Annotated in this window: 18 protein-coding genes; 11 read left to right on the plus strand and 7 right to left on the minus strand. The window is 63.2% G+C overall.

Going from position 1 to position 16,161, the window contains the following annotated elements:
* Positions 1 to 18: 18 nt before the first annotated feature.
* The 4 genes from AC1RJY_RS08615 to AC1RJY_RS08630 all read right to left on the minus strand — a co-directional run bounded on the left by AC1RJY_RS08615 (position 19) and on the right by AC1RJY_RS08630 (position 3,660).
* Positions 19 to 1,395 (minus strand): FAD-dependent oxidoreductase, encoded by a 1,377-nt coding sequence (locus AC1RJY_RS08615; protein WP_498602122.1) that lies wholly within the window; start codon positions 1,393 to 1,395, stop codon positions 19 to 21.
* Between the two features lie 29 nt (positions 1,396 to 1,424).
* The gene (trxB, locus tag AC1RJY_RS08620) at positions 1,425 to 2,402 is read right to left on the minus strand and encodes a thioredoxin-disulfide reductase (protein WP_498602123.1); all 978 of its coding nucleotides are present in this window, start codon (positions 2,400 to 2,402) and stop codon (positions 1,425 to 1,427) included.
* 24 nt (positions 2,403 to 2,426) lie between these two features.
* Positions 2,427 to 2,849: an arsenate reductase ArsC gene (locus tag AC1RJY_RS08625; RefSeq protein WP_498602124.1), complete on the minus strand. Its 423-nt coding sequence runs from the start codon at positions 2,847 to 2,849 to the stop codon at positions 2,427 to 2,429.
* 136 nt (positions 2,850 to 2,985) lie between these two features.
* Positions 2,986 to 3,660, minus strand: a complete 675-nt coding sequence (locus AC1RJY_RS08630) for an arsenate reductase/protein-tyrosine-phosphatase family protein (RefSeq protein WP_014922907.1) — start codon at positions 3,658 to 3,660, stop codon at positions 2,986 to 2,988.
* A gap of 46 nt (positions 3,661 to 3,706) precedes the next feature.
* Here AC1RJY_RS08630 and AC1RJY_RS08635 point away from each other — a divergent pair, with 46 nt between their 5' ends.
* The 4 genes from AC1RJY_RS08635 to AC1RJY_RS08650 all read left to right on the plus strand — a co-directional run bounded on the left by AC1RJY_RS08635 (position 3,707) and on the right by AC1RJY_RS08650 (position 6,300).
* Entirely contained in the window at positions 3,707 to 4,444 is a 738-nt protein-coding gene (locus tag AC1RJY_RS08635) for an aquaporin (RefSeq protein WP_498602125.1), read from the plus strand.
* Between the two features lie 30 nt (positions 4,445 to 4,474).
* Positions 4,475 to 5,305: a hypothetical protein gene (locus AC1RJY_RS08640; RefSeq protein WP_498602126.1), complete on the plus strand. Its 831-nt coding sequence runs from the start codon at positions 4,475 to 4,477 to the stop codon at positions 5,303 to 5,305.
* 138 nt (positions 5,306 to 5,443) lie between these two features.
* Positions 5,444 to 5,794 (plus strand): ArsR/SmtB family transcription factor, encoded by a 351-nt coding sequence (locus AC1RJY_RS08645; RefSeq protein WP_210065744.1) that lies wholly within the window; start codon positions 5,444 to 5,446, stop codon positions 5,792 to 5,794.
* Between the two features lie 17 nt (positions 5,795 to 5,811).
* Entirely contained in the window at positions 5,812 to 6,300 is a 489-nt protein-coding gene (locus tag AC1RJY_RS08650; RefSeq protein ID WP_051025128.1) for a GNAT family N-acetyltransferase, read from the plus strand.
* Positions 6,301 to 6,303: 3 nt separating this feature from the next.
* Here AC1RJY_RS08650 and AC1RJY_RS08655 read toward each other — a convergent pair whose 3' ends face one another.
* On the minus strand, positions 6,304 to 8,478 hold the full coding sequence (locus AC1RJY_RS08655) for an MMPL family transporter (RefSeq protein WP_498602179.1): 2,175 nt from the start codon (positions 8,476 to 8,478) through the stop codon (positions 6,304 to 6,306).
* 166 nt (positions 8,479 to 8,644) lie between these two features.
* On the opposite strand from AC1RJY_RS08655, the gene AC1RJY_RS08660 reads away from it, so the two are divergent.
* The 5 genes from AC1RJY_RS08660 (at position 8,645) to AC1RJY_RS08680 (ending at position 12,727) form a co-directional block, all read left to right on the plus strand.
* Positions 8,645 to 9,181, plus strand: coding sequence for a MarR family winged helix-turn-helix transcriptional regulator (locus AC1RJY_RS08660; RefSeq protein WP_498602127.1), 537 nt, complete (start codon positions 8,645 to 8,647; stop codon positions 9,179 to 9,181).
* Between the two features lie 29 nt (positions 9,182 to 9,210).
* Positions 9,211 to 10,026 (plus strand): methyltransferase domain-containing protein, encoded by an 816-nt coding sequence (locus AC1RJY_RS08665; protein ID WP_014922914.1) that lies wholly within the window; start codon positions 9,211 to 9,213, stop codon positions 10,024 to 10,026.
* A 100-nt stretch (positions 10,027 to 10,126) separates the two neighbouring features.
* The gene (locus AC1RJY_RS08670) at positions 10,127 to 10,501 is read left to right on the plus strand and encodes a YciI family protein (RefSeq protein ID WP_011776253.1); all 375 of its coding nucleotides are present in this window, start codon (positions 10,127 to 10,129) and stop codon (positions 10,499 to 10,501) included.
* Positions 10,502 to 10,534: 33 nt separating this feature from the next.
* Entirely contained in the window at positions 10,535 to 11,725 is a 1,191-nt protein-coding gene (locus tag AC1RJY_RS08675; protein ID WP_498602180.1) for an RNA polymerase sigma factor, read from the plus strand.
* Positions 11,726 to 11,743: 18 nt separating this feature from the next.
* Positions 11,744 to 12,727, plus strand: coding sequence for an aldo/keto reductase (locus AC1RJY_RS08680; protein WP_498602128.1), 984 nt, complete (start codon positions 11,744 to 11,746; stop codon positions 12,725 to 12,727).
* A 46-nt stretch (positions 12,728 to 12,773) separates the two neighbouring features.
* Here AC1RJY_RS08680 and AC1RJY_RS08685 read toward each other — a convergent pair whose 3' ends face one another.
* Complete coding sequence (locus AC1RJY_RS08685) at positions 12,774 to 13,847, minus strand: DNA polymerase IV (protein WP_498602129.1); 1,074 nt, start codon at positions 13,845 to 13,847, stop codon at positions 12,774 to 12,776.
* A gap of 170 nt (positions 13,848 to 14,017) precedes the next feature.
* Between AC1RJY_RS08685 and AC1RJY_RS08690 the strand changes: the two genes are divergently transcribed.
* A complete protein-coding gene (locus tag AC1RJY_RS08690; RefSeq protein WP_043471529.1) occupies positions 14,018 to 14,641 on the plus strand; it encodes a LysE family transporter in 624 nt (207 codons plus the stop codon).
* 63 nt (positions 14,642 to 14,704) lie between these two features.
* Complete coding sequence (locus tag AC1RJY_RS08695; RefSeq protein ID WP_498602130.1) at positions 14,705 to 15,061, plus strand: hypothetical protein; 357 nt, start codon at positions 14,705 to 14,707, stop codon at positions 15,059 to 15,061.
* On the opposite strand, the gene AC1RJY_RS08700 is transcribed toward AC1RJY_RS08695, so the two are convergent.
* The gene (locus AC1RJY_RS08700) at positions 15,054 to 16,097 is read right to left on the minus strand and encodes a LacI family DNA-binding transcriptional regulator (protein ID WP_498602131.1); all 1,044 of its coding nucleotides are present in this window, start codon (positions 16,095 to 16,097) and stop codon (positions 15,054 to 15,056) included. The two genes, AC1RJY_RS08695 and AC1RJY_RS08700, sit on opposite strands and share 8 nt — an antisense overlap.
* Positions 16,098 to 16,161 lie beyond the last annotated feature (64 nt).

The following is a 16,161-nucleotide window of genomic DNA, read 5'->3' on the forward strand; positions in this document are numbered from 1 at the left end:
AGGCTGGTTGTGGTGGAGTCAGTTTGCGGCGGAGCGGCCGTGAGCCAATCCCGTGGGGATGCCAATGAGCACTGGTTCCGGAGCGGAGCAGCAACCGCTGGACTGCTGGTCCGCTAACGACTGGACCCCGGCGGGCACGTCGCAGCTGGTACCGGCGTCGGATGAGCAGACACCGGTTTCCGGTAGCTCCAGGTGCACGGTGTCAGCCGCCGCCTGATCCCCGGCCAGTGCCGCGGCCACGGATCGGACCTGCTCGTAGCCGGTGGCCAACAGGAAGGTGGGTGCACGGCCGTACGACTTCATGCCGACGATATAGAAGTCTCTCTCCGGGTGGGCGAGGACCTTGGCGCCGTGCGGCGGGACCGTGCCGCACGAGTGGAATTCGGGATCGATCAGGGGCCCCAGTTCCGTAGGCGCTTCAACAGCAGGGTCCAGGTTCAGACGCAGTTCCCGGAGCATGTCCAGGTCGGGGCGGAATCCGGTACAAGGCACGACGACGTCCGTCACCACACTGCGACCGTCACCGGAGAGTACGGTCACGCCGTGCTCGGAATCGGCCAGCGAACTGATGCCGAAGCTTGTGTGCAGTTCGATCGTGCCGGCATCCACCAGACGGCGAAGTCGTGAGCCGAGCTGTCCGCGTGCGGGCAGGCCGTCAGCATCGCCGCCGCCGTAGACCTTCTCCGGGGATGCGCCGCGGATGGCCCAGAGAATGCGTGTTTCGGGATCTTCCGTGGCCAGTTCCGCGAGGTTGATCAGGGTGTTCGCTGCGGAGTGGCCTGCTCCGACCACCAAAACACGTCGGCCAGCGAACGACGCCCGATCCCGCCCGGAAACATCGGGAAGGGGTGACGAGATCCGGTCCGATGCACGAACCTCACCGATGGCAGGCAAACCTGAAGTGCCAAGGGGATTGCGGTTTGACCAAGTGCCGGAGGCGTCGATGACAGCCGACACCGTGTAGTCGCGCACCTCCCCGTCAGCGTGTTCAACGCGGACGATAAATGGGGTGGTGTCGCGGTCGCGCACATGGGTTTTGTCGAGGCCGGCGCGGGTGACTGCGGTGACGCGTGCGCCGGTCCGCAAGCGGGAGGCAAGGGCGGGGTGTGATGCCAGCGGGGCGAGGTAGCCATCAATGAGTTCACCGCCGTAGGGCAGGGCTGTGGGACGAGGCGATTCCCAGCCTGTGGGTTCGAGCAGCCGCAGGGCCGCATCGTCGAGGTTGAACCTCCAGGGTGAGAACAACCGGATATGCCGCCACTGTTCAATCGCGGCACCCGCTGATGGCCCGGCCTCGAAAACTATTGGCTCCAGACCGCGCTCCAGCAGGTGGGCCGCTGCAGCCAAGCCGATGGGGCCAGCGCCGATCACGGCGACGGGAAGGTTCTCAACCATGGGTAACTCATACCTCCGTTGGGTAAAGCTCAGAAGTGGGTAGGCTCTTCGACCAGTGCAGTTGCAATGCTGTCGGCGTCGTCCAGGGCGGCGAGGTAACGCTCAGCGTCGAGAGCGGCAGCGCATCCTGTGCCCGCCGCAGTAATGGCTTGGCGGTAGCGGTGATCAACGGCGTCGCCACACGCGAACACACCGGAGAGGTTGGTCATGGTGGTTGGCGAGGCCACCTTGATGTAGCCCTCGGCGTCGAGGTCCACTTGTCCTTCCACCAGTTCTGTCCGCGGCAGATGACCGATGGCTACGAAGACTCCTGTGGCAGCCTGCTCACGGGTCTCACCGGTACGAGTGTCCTTGAGCGTTACACCAGTGACCTTCGTGTCCCCATGAATGGCCGTAATAGCCGAGTTCCAAGCGAAGGTGATCTTGGGATTGTCCTTGGCACGCTGCGCCATGATCCGGGATGCCCGCAGCTCACCCTTCCGGACCACTACCGTGACGGACTTCCCGAAGCGTGTCAGGAACGTGGCTTCTTCCATCGCAGAGTCACCGCCGCCCACGACGATGATGTCTTGCTCGCGGAAGAAGAAGCCGTCGCACGTGGCACACCAGGAAACTCCGTGGCCGCTGAGCTTCTTTTCTTCCGGAAGACCGAGCTCCTTATATGCAGAACCCGTAGCGAGAATGACGGCAGGTGCCTCGTGGGTCTCACCGGCTCCGGTGACTACGCGCTTGAGGTGACCCTTGAGATCAACCTCAGTGACGTCGTCGAACACTATCCGAGCGCCGAACTTTTCCGCTTGCTCTTGGAGTCCATCCATGAGTTCGGGTCCCTGAATACCGCCCGGGAAGCCGGGGAAGTTTTCCACTTCCGTGGTGTTCATGAGGGCGCCACCGGCGGTGACGGAACCGGCCAGAACCAGGGGGTTCAAACCGGCACGGGCGGCGTAGATCGCCGCCGTGTAGCCAGCAGGGCCGGACCCGATGATGATCAGTTGTTCGTTGCTCACGGGAGTCGCTCCTGGTAGTTGGGGTTACTTGGCGGCGGGGATCAGTGACGCAATAAGGCCCTCGATGCGGGTCTTGATATCGTCGCGGATCGGCCGAACGGCGTCCACACCCTGCCCGGCGGGGTCCTCAAGAACCCAGTCCTCGTAGCGCTTGCCGGGGAAGTACGGGCACTCGTCTCCGCAGCCCATGGTTATCACTACGTCGGATTCTTTGACGGCTTCAGTGGTGAGGACCTTGGGGATCTCGGCCGACATGTCGATACCAAGCTCAGACATTGCTTCCACCGCAGCGGGGTTCACCTTGTCTGCGGGCTGCGAGCCGGCTGAACGGACCTCGATGGCGCCTTCCGAGAGTGTGGTGAGGAAAGCGGCGGCCATCTGCGAGCGGCCTGCGTTGTGAACGCAGACGAACAGAACGGACGGCTTCTTGGCGGTTTCGGTGCTCACGGGGGTTCTCCTGTGTCAGTTGGGTCTGGTTGGGATCGATCCGCACCAATGCCGCGATGAGGGATATCGATATTCATCGATGCATTGAGTATCGGCCTATAGATTGACGATTGTCAATATACGGAAAGCTGTAGAACTAGGCTGCTCGCAGTCGGGGGGCGAGATCGTGGACGCGGCGTGAAATGTCGGCGAACACATCCTCAAACGCCTCCTCACTGTCGAGTCGCACCGGATCCGGAATGGACCAGTGAATGCCGTGCAGCCCTGGCAGTTCCTCATGGGCGTTATCGCAGACGGTGATCACCAGATCTTCGTCACCCGCCACATGGTCGATCAAGCGGGGCTTGGAGCCTCCAAGGTCCAAACCGTGGCGGCGGGCGACGTCCACAGCACCTGGCGCCACATGTTCCGCCGGATGCGTTCCCGCCGAAACCGCCGGGATGTCGCTGGCCGTCCGCCACAAAGCGGTAGCCAATTGCGAGCGGGCGCTATTGCGGGTGCACACAAACAAGACCCGCCGCGCCCCGTGCTCGCGGCCGGGAGTGAGGCCTTCCAGCGCGCCGGGTGCCAGCCGAACATAGCTTCGCCGCTTGTCAGCTTCCGAGCGATGCCGGACCGCCAGCCCCGCAGCCTCCATGGATCGCAGATGGTGCGACAGCAGATTCGCAGGCATGCCCAATTCCGTTTGCAGCTCAGTGGGTGATAGGTCTCCCAAGGTCAGCAGGTCTACGATGCGTAGCCGTGCAGGGTCGCTCAGGGCCGCGTACTTGGCGGCCCTCTCCAAAAGACTCGAACTTTGCTCAATATCCATTGATTCAATTTTGACTGAACTACTTTCATCGGTCAAGCTGTCTTTTATGACTTCTCACCCGACTGCCCTGTGGCGGCGCGCTCTCGCTGAAGCTCTGGGCACCTGCCTGCTGGTGGCCATCGTTGTCGGCTCCGGCATCGCGGCGCAGCAGCTCTCCCCGAATGACGTTGGCCTGCAGTTGCTGCAGAACAGTACCGCCACCGTGCTCGGGCTGACAGTCCTCATACTGATCTTTGGACCAGTCAGCGGCGCGCACTTCAACCCGGTAGTGTCCCTGGTGGACTGGATCCTGGCCCGGCGGACCGGCAGCGGACTGTCGCTGAGGGAACTGGGCGCGTACATTGCGTCGCAGACTGTGGGGGCGGTTGGCGGCAGCGTGTTGGCGAACGCCATGTTTGAGGTCGGCACCACAATATCCAGCAAAGACCGCGCAACCCCGGGCCACCTTCTGGGTGAAGTCGTGGCAACGGCCGGCCTGATTCTGCTGATCTTCTCCCTTGCCGCCACTAAACGGGGCTCCCTGGCAGCCCCCGCTGTCGGCGCCTATATTGGTGCGGCCTACTGGTTTACGTCGTCAACGTCCTTCGCGAACCCTGCAGTGACGGTGGGACGAATCTTCAGCGACACGTTTGCGGGCATCGCACCCGGCTCCGCACCGGGCTTTGTCTTGGCGCAACTGATCGGCGCGGCAGTTGGGCTGGGTCTTCTCCTGCTGCTTTTTCCCACGGGTTCGCGCGTCGCCGAGGATGTGGTGGTGCCCCACCCCGTGGACAAGCGAGCTTGATCTACCCTTGTACCCGGGGGGAATGCTGAAATGAAGAAATCGAATCAATGGTCCAGCCGCATCTTCTATGCCGGGGTGATCATTGCCCTCGTGGTTGCTTTTGTGTGGATGGCCCGCAGCAACTTGCCGGGAGCATCACCGTTCTTCGCCCTGGGGGCGGCTTACACTTTCCTCCTGTTCCGGGAAGTTCCCCCAACATCCCGAGCCTCCATGGTGATGCTCTTCGGAGTGCTCCTGATCTCCTTGTCATTAACCTCGGCAGAGGACGATCTGGGAGTCCCTGCAGCCGCCTCGTGGTTCTTGGGGTTCATGGCAGGGGCAATCGCCAGCGGATACCCGTGGTCAGGAAAGCGACCGCGACCCGCGACCGCCAAGAAGGGCGATGGCAACGACCAAGACGGCGAGGGAACCGCTGGCGGCCGACGCCCGGTCTTGATCAACGGAACCTGCGTGGCTGTCCTTCTGGCAGCCGGTCTGGCTCACCTCATCTTCCAAAATCCGACGGCGCCAGTCGCCGCCGTCCTGGCGGGCGCCTTGGTCTGCGGCTGGGCATTGTTCCGTTTCCCGCCATCGGCACTGACCAGGAACATGCTCCTACTGGTTATACCCGTCGAATTCTTTCTGCTGATTTTCGTCGCTGGGAATATCGGTCAGCCAGCTCTGCCGTTTGTATGGACGTATGGTGCCTTGGCCGGCATCCTCCTGGGTGGGACTTTCTGGAGCGGCCCCCGGCGCGGCACACCCCGGCCTCCGTTTAGCGGACAAATCAAGCGTCGGCGTAAACGCAAGAAGGTAAGGCGGTCACAGGACAAGCTGAAGCAGAAGCAATTGCAGAACGAGGCGCCCGCTGTGCGCCGTTGACCTGGGGTCAGGTGCCCGCTGGAGCCGCCGAGTCAAAGTGGTAGGCGGCCAGGCCATCAATGCTGGTCCGGTTCTTGGTGATCCGCCAGGCAAACGAGTCTACATTGATGAGCGTCAATATACGCGCATAATGGTTACATGACCGCACTGCCCACACTCGATCCCACCACGGCCCAAGACTGCTGCGAGCCGACGGGCCAGCCTGCCTTGGATGCTGAGCAAGCCAAGCAGAAGGCGCTGGTCTTCAAGGCCCTGGCTGACCCCAACCGATTGCGGCTTCTCTCCATGGTCAAAGCTGAATCTTCGGGCGAGTCATGCGTCTGCGACCTCACCGAGCCCCTGGGCCTCGGCCAACCGACCGTGTCGCACCACCTGAAGATCCTGGTAGACGCAGGCCTGCTGCACCGGGAGAAGCGCGGAACGTGGGCCTATTACTCACTGGTTCCCGGCGCATTGGATGACGTAGCCGGCATCCTGGCCAAGCTGTGACGGTTGCACTCAGGGCCATGGAGCCTGAAGATTGGCCAGCCGTCAGGGGGATCTTCCAGGAAGGCATCGACACCGGCTACGCCACCTTCGAGACAAAAGCCCCCGAATGGGCTGCCTTCAACAACTCCAGGCTCAAGGACCACCGCCTGGTAGCGGTCAACAGCGAGCGCGAAATCCTTGGCTGGACTGCCGTCTCCCCGGTTTCCTCGCGTCCGGCCTACGCCGGAGTGGTTGAGCATTCCATCTACGTGGCCGGGGCGGCGAGGGGACAAGGCATCGGCGCCCGACTCCTGAAAGCGCTCGCCGCCTCTACCGAGGCAAAGGGCATTTGGACCATCCAATCCAGCATCTTTCCTGAGAATGAAGCCAGCATTCGATTGCATCAGGCCCACGGTTTTGCCATCGTCGGGCGGCGCGACCGTATTGCTCGTCTGAGCACCGGACCCGCCGCCGGACAATGGCAGGACACCCTGCTGCTGGAGCGCCGCTCCCCCGTCATTGACTGACGACTACCGACCCACCGGGGCGTCTTCCTCCTCGCGCGGCCCTACCGAAACCGTTGAAGACTCGCGCGCCAGCTTGCCCGGCCACCAGATCTTGCTGCCGATGTCGTAGGCAAGCGCGGGAACCAGCAGGGAGCGGACCAGCACGGTATCCAGCAGCACACCGAACGCCACAATGAAGGCGAGCTGCACCAGGAACATGATGGGGATGACACCGAGGGCCGCAAAAGTAGCGGCAAGAACCACGCCGGCCGAGGTGATCACACCGCCGGTTACGGCCAATCCGCGCAGGATTCCCGGACGCGTCCCGTGTTTCAACGACTCTTCACGGACACGGCTCATCAGGAAGATGTTGTAGTCCACGCCGAGGGCAACCAGGAACACGAAACCGAACAGCGGCACAGTGGCGTCGGCACCGGAGAATCCGAAGACTCCGTTGAAGACCCACGCTGAGACGCCCATCGCGGCGCCATAGGACAGCACCACCGACAACACCAGCAGCACCGGCGCCACCACCGAGCGCAGCAGCAGCATCAGGATGAACAGGATGACCACCAGCACGATCGGGATGATGACAACCAGGTCGCGTTGCGCTGTGGTGTTGGTATCCAGCGCAGTTGCGGTGACTCCACCTACCAAAGCGTTGGCGTCCACCTCCTTCACGGCCACCCGCAACGACTTCACGGCCTCTTCAGCTTCAATCGAATCGGCAGCGGAGTTCAAGGTGGCATTGATGAGGACCCTGCCCTCGCGGACAGCCGGTTCGGCGGGAGTACCGGGAGCCCCGGTGATGGGGACGTTTCCGTCCGCCAGCAGGTAGGCGTCGCCCACGCCGTCGGCTGCTTTGACCTCGTCCAGGACCTGCTGCGCGGCACCTTGCGAGGCGACCACGACGGCGGGGCTGCCGCTGCCGGCGTCGAAGTGGCGCGCCAGCGCTTCCTGGCCGTCCACGGCGTCGGATGCGGAAAGAATGACATCCGTTTGCGGAACTCCATTGGCCTTCAACTGCATCAAGCCCGTGGACGCGGCAAGCAGCAGCAGAACGGAAGCAACCCAAACAACCCGCGGCCGCTTGGAGACCAGGCGGCCCGTGGCGCGCCACAGACCCTTCTGCCCCTCAAGGCCGGTGGCAATCTCAGGTTCGCGTTCGTCGTCGGGCAGCAACTTGGGACGGAAGGGCCAGAACGCTGCACGGCCCAGCAAAGCCATGAGCGCGGGCAGGAGCGTGAGCGCGGCAAACAGGGAGCAGAGAATTCCTGCGGCGGCCACAGGTCCCAGCGCCTTGTTGGAGTTCAGGTCAGAGAAGAGCAGGCAGAGAAGCGCGATGATCACCGTGGCACCGGATGCGAGGATCGGCTCGAACGATGCCTTCCATGCCGTGATGACTGCCTGCGTGCGATTGGTGGTGTGGGTCAGGGCTTCACGGAACCTCGCCACGTACAGGAGTGCATAGTCGGTTGCCGCGCCAATCACCAGGATCGAGAGAATGCCTTGACTCTGGCCGTTCAGTTGGATCCACCCAAGCTTGGCCATACCGAATACCAGCAGAATCGCGGCGCACAAGGCGAAGACCGAGGTGAACAGCACCGCCAACGGCAGCACTACCGAGCGGTAAACCAGCAGCAGGATCACGAACACGGCACCCAGCGCAACCAACAGCAGGATGCCGTCGATCCCGCCGAACGCGTTGACGAGGTCCGCGGTCAGGCCAGCAGGACCAGTGACAAAAGCCTGCATCCCGTCAGGCGCACCGGGCTCCACCACGTCGCGCAGCTCCCGGACTTTCTCGCGCAGCTCATCGGAGGACGCCATCGGGACGATGAACTGGACGGCTTTGCCGTCCTCCGAGGGGATGGGCCCGACGACGGCGCTCCCCAGCTTGAGTGCCTCGATGTCGGCTTTCAGTTGGGCTGCTTCGCCCAGCTGAGCCGGGGTGAAGGAGGTGCCGTTCTCCACGATGACCACCGCAGGAATCTCTTCCGAGTCCCGGAACTTGGCCTGCCAGTCGCCGGCTTCCGTGGCCTCGGCGCCCGCGGGAAGGAATGAGGCTTGGTCGTTGGAGGAGACCTCCTCCAACCGCCCAAAGGTGGGGCCGCCGATGCCGGCGATGCCGAGCCACGTGATGACCAGCACCACGGGCACTAGCCAGCGGAGCCAGAACGGTACTTTCTGCGAGTTCATGAGTCCTTCTTCTCCGGGGATGCGATTCATCCTTTATTCCACCATAGATTATCTCTATCATGGAACTATTCCAAGACCAGATTGCTGCAGATGCCGGATTCCCGGACCCCTGGGAGTAATATCCGGAAGGCAGTAAAGACAAGACAACGCTGGCAGGAGGGCGGACATGTCGGACCCAACAGTCCCGCGCCCCGGTGAGGGCGGTCCCGGTGATGGCCGCCCCGAAAGCGCGGCCCCCCAAGAACTCGTGCGCCTCCTCCAGGACTTCACCCTGGAAGCCAACCACTACGTGGACGCAGCTGGCGGCCGGAACGACATGCACCGCACGGACCTGAACGCGCTGGCCGTCATCATGCGCCACTCCGCGGCGGGCAAGGTGGTCACGCCTGGTGTGCTCCGCGCCGAACTCCGGCTCAGCTCCCCCGCCACCACGGCGTTGGTTGATCGCTTGCATGCCTCCGGGCACGTGGTGCGCGAACGTCTTGGCACGGACCGTCGGCAAGTCCAGTTGCAGATGACACCCAAGGCGTACCGGGATGGAAGCGCCATGTTCATGCCGCTGGCCATCCGGATGGGCCAGGCCATGGCCGCCTACAGCTCTGAGGAATTGGAGCTTGTCACCCGGTTCATGAGCGATATGGTGGAAGCCACTTTGGCGGCCCGCGAGGAAGCCGGCCAACCCGACTCAACACGTTCCACCTAATTCCACCTTCCAAGTTGTAGCGTTTCCCTATGAACGCGCAGCAGCCTGAAGATGTCTATACCCACGGGCACCACGAGTCGGTTGTCCGGGCCCACGCCTCACGGACGGTCGAGAACTCGGCCGCGTTTGTGATTCCCCATCTCACCCCGGGAACGTCAGTGCTCGACGTCGGGTGCGGACCCGGCAGCATCACCTGCGACTTCGCGGGGCTGGTTGCGCCCGGGCAAGTGATCGGCTTGGACCGGTCTGCCGACATCGTGGCTCAGGCCACCGAACTGGCAACCGAGCGCGGCGTGGACAACGTGACGTTCCAGACCGGCAACATCTACGATCTCGACTTTGAGGACGAGTCGTTCGACCTTGTCCACGCACACCAGGTTCTCCAGCACCTGACAGACCCCGTCGCCGCCCTCCGCGAAATGCGCAGGGTGGCGAAACCCGGAGCCATAGTTGCGGTGCGCGACGCCGATTTCCACGGTATGAGCTGGTACCCGGAAGTCCCCGAGCTGGACGACTGGATGGAGCTCTACCAGAAGATCGCCCGCCGCAACGGAGCAGAACCCGACGCCGGCCGTCGCCTTGTTTCGTGGGCCCAGCAAGCAGGTTTCACTCAGGTGGCGCCCACCAGCAGCAACTGGCTCTACGCCACCGCCCAACAACGCGCCTGGCAATCCCGGGTCTGGAGCGAACGGGTGCTGCACTCAGCGTTCGCCGAGCAAGCCCTGGAGTACGGTTTCGCCAACGAGGCCGACCTCGCCCGGATCGCTGCAGGCTGGCACCGCTGGGGAGCCACCGATGACGGCTTCTTCCTCATTCCCAACGGCGAGGTCATCGCCCGGGCGTAGTCTCCAAAAAAAGTTTGTCGAACCATGTAGAAAAGCCCACCGCTGTTCCGACCCATGAGTGAAAGCGCCCAGAACGGGTGCCCCTCACAAGGAGTTTGAGATGAAATACATGATCATGATGTTCGGTTCGGCCGAGGGCATGATGGAGACCGCCGACCCTGCATGGATCCAGGAAATGATCGGATTCATGATCCAGATCGACAAGGACCTGACTGAGTCCGGAGAGATGGTGTTCAACGCAGGCCTGGCCGACGGCAGCACCGCGAAGCTCGTCAAGCAAACCCCCAACGGCGTCATCACCACCGACGGCCCCTATGCCGAATCCAAGGAGTCGCTTGTTGGGTATTGGGTGGTTGATGTTGCCAGCGAGGAACGGGCCGTGGAGATCTGTTCAAGCATCGTGAAGTACGCCCAAGTAGTTGAACTCCGCGAAGTTCAGCAAGCTCCGCCCCAGGAAGCTCCGCCGGAGGTATAACTGGTTTCCCCACCGGACGGACGAATCGAGGACCTGCTGCGCACTTTGGCGCCGCAGGTCCTCGGCGTGCTGGCACGGACGCATGGCCAGTTCGATGCTTGCGAGGACGCCGTCCAGGAAGCACTCCTTGAGGCCTCCCTTCAGTGGCCTTCCGGGCTACCAGACAACCCAAAGGCCTGGCTGATGGCCGTCGCAAGCCGCCGACTGGTGGACTTTTATCGAAGCGAAAGCGCCCGACGAACACGCGAGGAACGTGTTGCGGCCATGGACTCCGATTTCTACCACAGCTCAGTTTCGGAAGCCGACGACACCCTCACCCTGATGTTCCTCTGCTGCCACCCCGCGTTGTCCGCACCATCGCAACTCGCCCTAACACTCCGGGCAGTTGGAGGACTCACGACGGCGGAAATCGCCTCAGCTTTCCTGGTCCCCGAAGCGACCATGGGTCAGCGCATCAGCCGGGCGAAACAGGGGATCCAGAAGGCGGGTGCCACGTTCACCATGCCGCCGCCTTCCGAGCGCAAGGCAAGGCTCGGCGTCGTACTTCACGTCCTGTACCTGATCTTCAACGAAGGCTACGCGGCCAGCTCGGGTCCGTCGCTGCAGCGTGAGGAACTCACCACTGAAGCCATCCGAGTGACGCGCCTGCTCGTGGCCGTTGCGCCGCGTGAACTCGAGGCGACTGGCCTGCTGGCACTGATGCTGCTCACCGATTCCCGACGCTCAGCTCGTGCTTTGGCAGACGGAACGCCTGTGCCGTTGGCGGAGCAGGACCGACGCCTCTGGAACCGGGACCAGATCGAGGAGGGCATCGCTCTGCTGTCCTCCGTGCTCGGTCGCGGGGCCGCGGGGCCTTATCAACTTCAGGCGGCCATCGCTGCCGTTCACACGGAGGCTGCCTCCAACGATCAGACAGACTGGCCTCAGATTCTCGCGCTGTACACAGTGCTTGAAGCCGTGGCACCCAGTCCCGTGGTCACGCTGAATCGCGCGGTCGCCGTGGCCATGGTGCATGGGCCGGCCGCCGGGCTTGAGCTGCTTGTCGGGTTGGATGGCGCGCTTGGCCGCACACACCGTTTGGACGCCGTGCGGGGCCACCTACTGGAGATGTCCGGCGCCTATGTGGAGGCCCGCGCAGCGTACCTCTCGGCGGCCAAGAAGACCGGAAGCCTGCCCGAACGAAAGTACTTAATGGGAAAAGTAGCGCGGATGGACGAGCAGTAACCCCATATAGTCGAAACCATGGAACAACGCATACTTGGCAAGACCGGCCGATCCGTCTCCACCATCGGACTGGGAACGTGGCAACTGGGAGCCGACTGGGGTTCCGTCACCGAAGGGGACGCCTTTGCGGTCCTTGAAGCCTCGGTGGAAGGCGGCGTCAACTTCTTCGACACCGCAGACGTCTACGGCGACGGCCGCAGCGAGCAGTTCATCGGCCGCTTCCTGCAAGCCCATCCCGAGCTAGACCTTACGGTTGCCACCAAGATGGGCCGCCGAGTTGATCAAGTCCACGAAAATTACACATTGGAGAACTTCCGGGCGTGGACCGACCGCTCACGGCGGAACCTGCAACAGGACACCCTGGACCTCGTTCAACTGCACTGCCCTCCCGCGTCCGTTTACAGCAGCGACGAAATCTACGACGCACTGGACACCCTGGTCAGCGAGGGGGCTATCCGCAACTACGGCGTCAGCGTCGAGCGCACGGATGAAGCCCTGGAGGCCATCAAGCGCGGGAACACGGCTTCCGTGCAGATCATCCTCAACGCCTTCCGCCTGAAGCCCTTGGACGAGGTACTGCCCGCAGCGAAGGAAGCCGGAGTGGGGATCATCGCCAGGGTGCCGCTTGCCTCCGGTTTGCTGTCCGGGAAGTACACGCCGGACACCGAGTTCCCTGAGGACGATCACCGGAACTACAACCGCGACGGCTCCTCCTTCGACGTCGGCGAGACGTTCTCGGGCGTCGATTTCGCAACCGGTGTTAAAGCCGCTCAAGAGTTTAGTGAATTAGTGCCCGACGGCGTCAGCACCGCCCAAGCGGCCCTCGCCTGGGTCATCGCCCAGGACGGTGTCACCTCGGTCATTCCCGGTGCACGATCCGCGTCCCAGGCGGCAGCAAACGCCGAGGCGGGTGGGATGCAGTCCGTGGGTTCCGGATTGGCTGAGGGAGTTCGGGACATTTATGACCGCCACTTCCGCGCAGCGATTCACCCGCGCTGGTAGCTGCCGGGCCGCCGTCGTGCGTTAGCTGTTACCAGCCGCCGCGCTGTTACCAGCCGCCGCGCGTGGGCGTGTGTCCCTTTCGGGCGTCGTCGGGCATGGACATTTCCGCCCGCAAGCCGAGGAGCCGGATGGGACGGTCAGGCTCGATCTTTCCTGTGAGATCCAAGGCTTGCGCCAGGACTTCCCCGCGGTCGAACGACTCGGGGATCTTCCTTGCGTACGTCTTGGTGAAGAACGGCACATAACGGACTTTGAGCGTCAGCCCGATGACCGGCCGCCCTTCAGCCGCGACGTCTTCGAGGACGTGCGCTGTCAGCTCCTTCACGGCGTCCTCGATTTGTGAAGGCTCGGTGAGATCCTGCTGGTAGGTGGTCTCGCGGCTGTGCCCGCGGGCCACCCACGGGGTGTCATCCACCTCGCTGGCGCCATCACCCCGTCCCAGTTCTGCGTACCAAGGGCCCATCTTCGGGCCGAACTCCGGGACGAGATCCTGGGGATTGCTCGCTGCGAGCTCAGCCACCGTGGTGATGTGGTGCTTGGCCAGCCGCTGCGACACTTTGCTACCGACGCCCCACAACTCCTTGGTGGGCCGGCTCCCCATGACGTCCAGCCAGTTCTCTTTGGTCAGCCGAAAGATGCCTGCCGGTTTGCCGAAATCCGTGGCGTTCTTTGCGCGAACCAACGTGTCGCCGATGCCCACGCTGCAGTGCAGCTGCGTTCGCTCCAGGACGGCGGCCTGGATCTGCTTGGCGTAAGCTTCGGGGTCCTCGGTTTCGATGCCGACGAAGGCCTCATCCCAGCCCAGCACCTGAACAGTGGCTCCGGGCTGTTCGCGAAGGGTTGCCATCACCATCTCCGAGGCCGCGAGATAGGCCTCCTGGTCAACGGGGAGAATGATGGCGTCGGGCACTTTGCGTGCTGCGATGCGCAAGGGCATGCCGGAACCAACTCCGAAGGCCCTGGCTTCGTAGGACGCGGTGGACACCACAGCCCGTTCCGTGGGATGTCCCCGGCCACCCACAATGACCGGTTTGCCGGCGAGTTCAGGCCGGCGGAGTACCTCGACAGCCGCAATGAACTGGTCGAGATCGACGTGGAGTACCCAGGGGATTCCGCTCACGGCACCAGTTTGCCCTAAGCCGCGGCCGTGGTTGTACCTTCACCACCTACTTTGATCTGCGAGGGCACGGGAATCAACCTATTCCGGGTGCGTTCCCGCTGGGTCGCCGGCAAAGTAGGTGGTGGCGGTACGCGTCCAGACCACCCACCTCACCGGCATAAGCTGAGGTGGTGCAGTTTTCACTTTGGCTGGCCCTGGTTGGCGCCGGCACCCTGATCAGTTTCACTCCCGGCGCCGGTGCCATCTTCACCATGAGCAACTCGCTCAATTCCGGCTTCCGACGCTCCATCTGGGGAATTCTCGGTCAACAGGTGGCCTTGGTCATCCATATTGTGATCGTCGCTCTGGGCGTGGGCGTGCTGGTCTCCAACTCGCCGGTGATCTTCAACGTCATCCGCTACGCCGGCGCCGCATACCTGGTGTACCTCGGTATTCGCCAGTTCCTGCACAAGCCGGACCTGGACAAGGAAGAGGTTGCGGACAAGAAGAACGAGTCCGCCCTTTCCATGTTCCAGCGCGGCATTTGGGTGAACTTGCTGAACCCGAAGGCGATCGTCTTTTTCCTGGCCTTCATGCCGCAATTCATCCGGCCGGACCAGCCGTTGCTCCAGCAATACGCGGTACTGACGGCCACGGTCATCATCATCGACATCATGGTGATGTGGTTCTTCTTCGCGTTCGCCGCGCGGTCGTTCCAGCGATTTACCCATGACCAAAAGGGCCAGAAGGTCCTCAATCGCGTGTTTGGCTGCTTGTTCGTCCTGGTGGGCATCCTGCTGGCGGTCATCCACTAGCCACGGATTTCAGACACTAAGCCTCGACGCGTCTCAGCAAAACGCGGTGCTACCGTCGAAGCCATGGAAGCGGACTGGATCGAACACCGACGAGCGGACGACCGTGAGCACGTGGGCTGGATGAAGCCGGTGGATGACGGCTTCGTCGCCATCGACCTTCTGGGACGCCCCAGGACTGAGGTGGTGGACTGGTTGAGCGCCGAGGAAACTCTTGATGAACTCGGCCTCCGCTACCTCGCCGAGCCTCACGAACTGCTCCTCGACGACGGTGCTTGGCTTCGCGTGCGGATCGCCGAGGTAACGCCCTCCGCTGTCCGCGTGAAAAAGGAGGACTGGGGCGACATGACCGCTCCCCAGATCTACTTCACGGTGTCGAACCCCGTATCGGAAGCGCAGCTCCGCCCGCTGTCACCTAACTAAGTGACGTAGATCCCCGCACCACCAGCGAGCTCTCGAGTGTCACATGGGGCTCCTCCAACGGCACGCCTTCCATGAGTCCCCGCAGCTGCTCCCCCGCTTTGCGCCCCAGCGGCGTAGCCGGCAGATGGACGGTGGTGAGGCTTGGGTTGCTGGTGGCCGAGTACGGCAGATCATCGAAGCCCGCCACGGCCAACTCCTCAGGGATCCGGACACCCTCCACGCGCGCTTCCTGCAGCACGCCATAGGCGTGCGTATCGGTACCGCATACGACGGCGGTGACCCCCTCGCGCTGCCACTCCGGCCAGGCGTCTGCGAACGCGGCGGCGGCAGCACCGACGTCGATCGGGGTGCCAATGACGTGCCCGTCGGCCACCGAGAGTCCACACGCAGCAGCCTCCGCCAAGAAGGCTTCGCGGCGCAGCTGGAAGGTAGTAGTACCTGTCACGCCGTCCACATAGGCGGCCCGGGTGTGCCCGGAAGCAGCGAGATGACGGGCCAGTTCCCGGGCTCCCTGGGCGACATCTAGGTTCACGGAGGGAGCAAACGATTCCAACCCCGGCGCGTCCAGCAATACCAGGGGCGCGGCTGCGGACAGGTCTTCCAGGAATTCCGCGCTGGGAGCACCTACCAGCAAGCCGGCAGGACGGAGCGCCAGCAGTTTGCGAACGTCATCGGCTTGGGGTGATTCTCCGGCGTCGGTCACGGAAAGCAGCAGCTGATACTCGGACCCCAACGATTCCCGTACCCCGGTGATGACGTTGGCAAAGAAAGGGTTGGACACGTCCGGGGTCACAAGAATGACGATCGAGCTGACGCCGCGGGCCAGGGAACTGCCAATGCTGTCCACCACATAGCCGAGCTCGGCAATCGCAGAGCGGACCCGGGAGATGTTGTCATCGGATACCCGGCCTTGGGTTTTGCCGTTCGCCACCAGTGACACGGTGGCCGTGGAAACCCCTGCACGGGCGGCCACCATCGCGGCCGTCACGCGTTGGGAGCGGGGCGCGCGGCCATGGCGCCGTTCCAGGGATTCCATGCATCGATCGTAGCGTCCATTAAGCGCCCTGACCTGCGAGAAGGCATCAAGCGCTTGACGCTTT

This window comes from Arthrobacter sp. GW822-FHT05G07 (genome assembly GCF_058799755.1).